At 60.0% G+C, this 6100-nt stretch carries 6 protein-coding genes; 5 read left to right on the top strand and 1 reads right to left on the bottom strand.

Annotated elements, in window-relative coordinates; all coding sequences use genetic code 11:
• The coding region (locus LAN61_15720; protein MBZ5541964.1) for a hypothetical protein at window positions 1-228 on the top strand (228 nt) is incomplete at its 5' end.
• Window positions 229-345: 117 nt separating this feature from the next.
• Here LAN61_15720 and glgP read toward each other — a convergent pair.
• A complete protein-coding gene (gene glgP, locus LAN61_15715; GenBank protein ID MBZ5541963.1) occupies window positions 346-2091 on the bottom strand; it encodes an alpha-glucan family phosphorylase in 1746 nt (581 codons plus the stop codon).
• 333 nt (window positions 2092-2424) lie between these two features.
• On the opposite strand from glgP, the gene LAN61_15710 reads away from it, so the two are divergent.
• The 4 genes from LAN61_15710 (at window position 2425) to LAN61_15695 (ending at window position 6051) form a co-directional block, all read left to right on the top strand.
• The gene (locus LAN61_15710; GenBank protein MBZ5541962.1) at window positions 2425-3081 is read left to right on the top strand and encodes a tetratricopeptide repeat protein; all 657 of its coding nucleotides are present in this window, start codon (window positions 2425-2427) and stop codon (window positions 3079-3081) included.
• Window positions 3082-3357: 276 nt separating this feature from the next.
• The gene (locus tag LAN61_15705) at window positions 3358-4179 is read left to right on the top strand and encodes a cytochrome c3 family protein (GenBank protein ID MBZ5541961.1); all 822 of its coding nucleotides are present in this window, start codon (window positions 3358-3360) and stop codon (window positions 4177-4179) included.
• 12 nt (window positions 4180-4191) lie between these two features.
• A complete protein-coding gene (locus tag LAN61_15700; GenBank protein MBZ5541960.1) occupies window positions 4192-5256 on the top strand; it encodes a hypothetical protein in 1065 nt (354 codons plus the stop codon).
• Window positions 5257-5358: 102 nt separating this feature from the next.
• On the top strand, window positions 5359-6051 hold the full coding sequence (locus LAN61_15695) for a hypothetical protein (GenBank protein MBZ5541959.1): 693 nt from the start codon (window positions 5359-5361) through the stop codon (window positions 6049-6051).
• Window positions 6052-6100: the final 49 nt, after the last annotated feature.

The raw sequence follows: 6100 nt of genomic DNA, 5'->3' as shown, positions 1-6100 counted from the left end.
CCGTTTGACTACCACTTGGGCGGAGAATTCTTTCGCTTTGCTCACGATCATCCCGATGCCGACACGGCCGAGCACACCCACGGGGTGATCCACTTCTGGCTGTGCCGCCATTGTTGCCAGTTCTACACGCTGGAATATAAAGACGGCCGGAGCCTGCTGCAGCCGCGCGACGTACAAGAGGCTTCCGCCCGGACCGGGAAAATGGTCGGAGCCGTCCTGACTCCGTGAAGAGAGCGAATGCAAATCAACTACGCGGAACCTCAGCGGCGAAAGCCGCACGGGAAGCGCCGCGTTCAGGGCACGACTGAAGTCCCGCCTTCCTCAAAACGCCGCTTTGCCAACAGGCTAAGAGGACGGTCCTGCGTCGCGGGCCAGAGCGGGAGCGGCGCCCCGCAGCATGCCAGGAATGTAGGCGTCGCGGATGTACTGAGAAATCATGCGCTGGGTGTTGAAAAAAGAGCCGTTGAGGGCGATGCAGGAGCGCATCACTTCGGCGTAGGCCTTGGGCCGCGCATAGAACATGGGCAGGATAACGCGCTCGAGCTTGTCATAGAGCGAGGCGATCTCCACGGCGTGGTCTTCCGGGTCCTGGTCGTAACCGATGGCCCAGCCGGTCACACCTTCGAAATGGCCTTCGATCCACCAGCCGTCGCGAACGCTGAGGCTGGGCACGCCGTTGAGAGCCGCCTTCATCCCGCTGGTGCCGGAAGCTTCGTAGGGGCGATGCGGGGTGTTGAGCCAGAGATCCACGCCGCTGGTGAACAGGAGCGCCCAGCGCATGTCGTAATTTTCGACGTAAACCACGGGAATCTCCCCGCGCAGCGCTGCGGCGGCCTGGAAGACCTTGCGAATCACGGCTTTGCCTTCCTCATCGCGGGGATGAGCCTTGCCGCCGTAGATGACCTGCAAGGGGCCGGCCCGCTTGCGGATGGCGCGGAGCTTTTCGAGATCGGCAAAGAGCAGATCGGCGCGCTTGTAGACGGCGGCGCGGCGCGCGAAGCCCAGGGTGAGAGCCTGGGGTTCGAGCTGCACGCCGGTGGCTTTGGCAACCTCCTCGAGCAGGGCCTGCTTGGCGCGCGCGTGCGCATCTTCGATGGCCTCCAAGTCAATGCCCACCGCGTAGCGGAGATAGAGATTATCCTGACGCCACTCCGGGATGTGCCGGTCGAGAAGCTCCTGAAAGGCGGGGGCGGTCCAGGTGACGGCGTGCACGCCGTTGGTGATGGCGTGAATCGGGTAGTTTGGGAACAGGCCCCGGGAGATCTCCCCGTGATGCATGGCCACGCCGTTGATGTAGCGCGAGAAACGCAGCCCCATGTAGGTCATGTTCAGCATACCGCCCAGGCAGCAGTGCGTGGTCTCGATCAGCGCGCTGCGCTCCGGTCCGAGCACCTGGCATGCAAGGTCGGTGGGAAACTGGTCATAGCCGGCGGGGACGGGGGTGTGCGTGGTAAAGACGCAATTCTGGCGCACGGCCTCGATGTCTTCCTCGGTCACCGCGGTGTGATTAAGTTTCCCGATGCGCTCTTCGAGCAGCGCCAAAGTCAGCAGCGCAGAGTGCCCCTCGTTCATGTGGAAGCGCCGGATGTTGTGATAGCCCAGCGCGCGCAGCATATAGACTCCACCTATTCCCAGAACTACCTCCTGGCACAGCCGGTAGTGCTGGTCGCCACCGTAAAGGAAATCGGAGAGGGCGCGGCACCAGTCGGGGTTTTCCGGGAGGTCGGTGTCAAGGAAATAGATGGGGACGCGGTGGCCGGCGAGACCTTGCATGACATAGCGCCAGGCGCGGACGCGCACGGTTGCGCTGTCAAAGCGCAGCGTACAATCGGCGCCGACAGATTCCAGGAACTTTTCTGGCTGGCACTCATCGGCCAGTTCCGTCTGTTGCCCCTGAGCGTCGAGACGCTGCCGGAAGTAGCCCTTGCGGGGGAGCAGCGTCACGCCAACGATCGGAACGCCCAGATCGGCCGCGCCGCGCAGCATGTCTCCGGCCAGGATTCCCAGCCCGCCGGCATAGGTCGGGCAGTGGGGATCCACGGCGATCTCCATGGAAAAATAGGCAATCCGCGGGGCGAATTCCTCCGGCATGCGTATTCCTTTGCTTCCGAAATCAGTCCGCTCGGCCGTTTGCAGCGGTAAATTCCGCACAGCAAGGGGGATATCCCCCAGAAATCCGGCGCGATGGGGTGTCCTCTCTGGGATGCTTCAGTGTAAGTCCTCTCTTCTCAAGGAGAAGGAAAATCACGGGAAAAATCCTCACTATGGAACGTGCAGTGCAAATGCCAAGACCAGTACTTTTTGTCAACAGGAAGAACCCTGGTGACAAAGCCGTTCGTCGCAAGACGCATCGGTTGCCCGGCGTCTCTGTGGAGAAATAAGACTCCTGTGCATCCGAAATCTATTCCGGAACGAGGGACAAGAATGTCGCGCCATCTCCCACACCCGCAACCTCAACCCCTGCCGCAGGCGAAACCTGTAGGCCAGTGGACCACCCGCGGGGTGATCCTCCTGGCGCTGTTCGCTTTCATGGCCGGCTTGGCCATTGGCTCACTGACACGCGACGCCTCGGCGCCCGTGCTCGCCACGGCAGCTTCCGCGAACCTGCCACCGGGCGCTGTGGCCCCGGGCGAATCCCAGCCGGCGGCATCTCCGGAGGCCCTGCAGAAGATGGCGGCGCCGCTGCTCGCAGCGGTAAAGGCCGACCCGAAGAACCGCGTGGCGCTGATCCAGCTGGGTAATTTTTATTACGATCACAAGCAGTTCCAGGAAGCGATTGAAAACTACCGCCGCGTGCTGGAGATCGATCCGAAGAACATGGATGTGCGCACGGATCTGGGCACGGCCTACTGGTACCTAGGCTCAGCGGAGAAGGCCATCGCCGAGTACGACAAGGCCCTGGCGATTCAGCCGAACTACGCGCCGACGATGATGAACCTGGGAATCATCCGCCAGGAAGGCTTGAAGGACATCGCCGGAGCACTGAGCATCTGGAAAAAACTGCTGGAGACAAATCCGAATTTCTCGCAACGGCAGCGCGTTCTTGATCTCATCGTACAAGCGGAAAACGGGCAAACCTAGCCAGACAGATCCGCTGAAAATTCCGTAAATTTGTTTTGCCCGCTTCGTGGTGATCGGACGGAAAAAGTTTGCATATCTCCTGCCTTGTCAACCATCTGCGACTTTTACCCCGACACTGAGTGAAATCACCCATCCCGCAACCGTTCTGGAACAAAGCTGCTGACCAACCCACCGTAAGTTGTTTTTAGCAAAGATGTTAGAAACCGCATTTCTTGCAGGTGAGCGGCATGCAAATTGCGTATAGAAAAAGTTAGATCAAGCTGGAGCCTTACCTGAATGATCTGCTTTTTCCTTTATGCGCTATTGGTGTGGGCGCTCCCGCCGCAGCAAGTGGCCGAGCATCCGGTAGCACTGGCGGCGGACTTCGACGCCGCGCAATGCACGGAATGCCACGCGGAAAAGCAGCAAGGCAAGCACGTGCACTCGGCGATGGCCCTGGGCTGCACGGCCTGCCACACCGTGGAAACCAAAGGGGAGACCACACGGATCGGGCTGACGGCGCCGGCCGGGGAGATCTGCCTCACCTGCCACGAGCTGGCCAAGGTCGAAAACGACGGCATGCTGCACCGCCCCTACGAACAGAAGCGCTGCATCGTCTGCCACGACCCGCACAGCTCGGAGTTCACCGCGCAGACCCGCGCGCCGATGAACGCGCTGTGCCTGGCCTGCCACGGGGTGCGCGCCAACGCGGGCGAAAGCGTGGAGTTGTTTGCCGGGCAGACGCTCAGCGGCGAAGAGTTCAACCAGATTCCCAAAATCGGGCTGGATCCGACGTTGAAGTTTGGTCACCCGATGGGAAACCACAAGGTCGCGGATGCTCCCAATCCGCTCCAACCGGGGGAGAAGATTTCCTGCCTGACCTGTCATGAAAACCACGCCGCCACGCGGGCGAAGTTGATCCGCGTGACGGAATACAAGGGCAAAAAAATGGACGTATGCGATGCCTGCCATCTGGCCAATGACGAAGCCAATATGGCGGAAGCGCAGAAACGCGCGGATGCACTCGAAGCGCAACGGGAGAAGGAAGCGCAAATGCGCTCCAAACAGCCCTCGACCATGCCGCAAAAGCCGCCGAAGCCCAAAGACAAAAACCCGTGAGATGAGCCAGTCATGAACCAAGACAGAAAAACAATCCGCCTCCTGCAACTAGCCCTTGTAGCTTTGGCCCTGCCCCTTCTGCTAGCCGCAACCGACAAGCAGAAGCCGCAGGCGACCAAGGTGGACACCTCGCAGCTGATCTGGCCGCTGCCTCCGGACAAACCGCGCGTCAAGTATTTGCAGCAGTTGTCGAACAACTTCGACATAGAGCCCAGAAAGAAAAAGTCCTGGCTCGACAAGATGGTGGGCAATCCCGACCCCAATGCCACGGAGTTTTTCGAGAAACCTGCGGGAATTGCCACGGACTCGCACGGGCGGATCATCTTCGCCTCCACGCAGCGGTCCGTCGTATTCATCATTGACCAGGCGAAAAAAACAGTCAGCCGTTTGCAGGGCGACCGGGGCATTGTGCTGCAGACGCCGCTGGGCGTCGTGGTGGATGCCCAAGACAACATCTTCGTCTCCGATCCACTGCAACACATGGTCTTGAAGTTCGACCCCAACGGCCAGCTCCTGGCCACCTTGGGCGGCAAAGATGGCGTCAAAAATCCCACTTTCATGGCGCTGGACGAAGGCCGCCGGCGCCTTTACGTGGTGGACTCTCATCTGCACCAGGTGCTGGTGTTCGATCTGGACACTCTGGAACTAAAGAATACAGTCGGCAAGCGCGGCGAAAAGAACGGCGAGTTCAATTTTCCCGTGGGGATTGCCGTGGGGCCCGACGGCAGTTTTGCAGTTACGGATACGGGAAGTTGCTCCGTGCAGGTGTTTACGCCAGGTTTTAAGTTTGTGCGGCGCTTCGGCACCCGGGGGGACCGGCCGGGCGAGTTCACCCGTCCCAAGGGCATTGCCATAGATAAGGAAGGCAACTACTGGGTGGTGGACGCCGCCTTCAATAATTTTCAGATTTTCAGCCCCAAGGGCGTGCTGCTGATGTGGATCGGACAGTTCGGCAACGTACCCGGGGCCTTTAACCTTCCCCTGGGAATTTACATCGACCAGAGCCAGAAGGTCTACGTGAGCGATCAGCTGAATCATCGTTTGCAGATCTTTCAATTCCTGGGGGGCGAAAACTAAGAGTTTCTGTTCCGGCGATAAGCCGGACAGGGGCCGCGGCAGTTGTGGTTGCTGCTGCGGAGAACGTGCACCGGATAAGCAGTCGTTGTTCAAGGAGGCCGTATGAAACTAGTCGTAAAGGTCGCTCTGTTGGCCTTGGCGGTATGCATCGCGTTTCCAGCGTATGCCGCAAGGGCCCCCAAATCGGCCGTGTATGGTTCCGCCCATGATTTCAAGACGCAATTGGGCGGCGCCAGCTACACACTTTGTAATTTCTGCCACGTTGCCCATAAATTTGGCAGCGCCCCGACGGGTCCCGGCTATTTGCTGTGGAACCACACCCTGTCGAACGTCGCCAGCTATGGCGTTTACACCAGCGATAGCATGCGTTCCACTCCGACTGACCTTGGCGGCCAGCTGGTGGTGAGTAACCTGTGCTTGAGCTGCCATGACGGTACGGTTGCCATCAACTCCTGGTACGAAGTACAACCGGCCGCAAACTTCCAACCGCTTCCTCAGGGCACCCTTTTCATGCCCGATGACACCACGGTACGGGACTTGACCAAGCAGCACCCGGTCAATTTCGTTTACCCCGATCCCACTACGGCAGCAGCCATCGGCATATTGCCAGCCGCGGACCAAAACTCGGTTGACGGCAACGGCAATGTTCCGCTCTTCGCCGGCAGAATGCAGTGCGCAACCTGCCACGATCCCCATGCAGGCCCCAGCTCGGGAGCGCACCTGTTCTTCCGGACGTACCCCAGCACACCGGCCCAGACTCTGACTGGGACGTCGTGCGTGTACTGCCACCTGTAAAACCACGAGGGAGGGGGGCGCTTAGCCTCGCTGCCCCCTCCCAAATTTT

The sequence above is a fragment of the Terriglobia bacterium genome (assembly GCA_020072785.1).
Lineage (GTDB): Bacteria > Acidobacteriota > Terriglobia > Acidiferrales > UBA7541 > Acidiferrum.
This window is presented reverse-complemented; position numbering and strand designations above follow the sequence as displayed.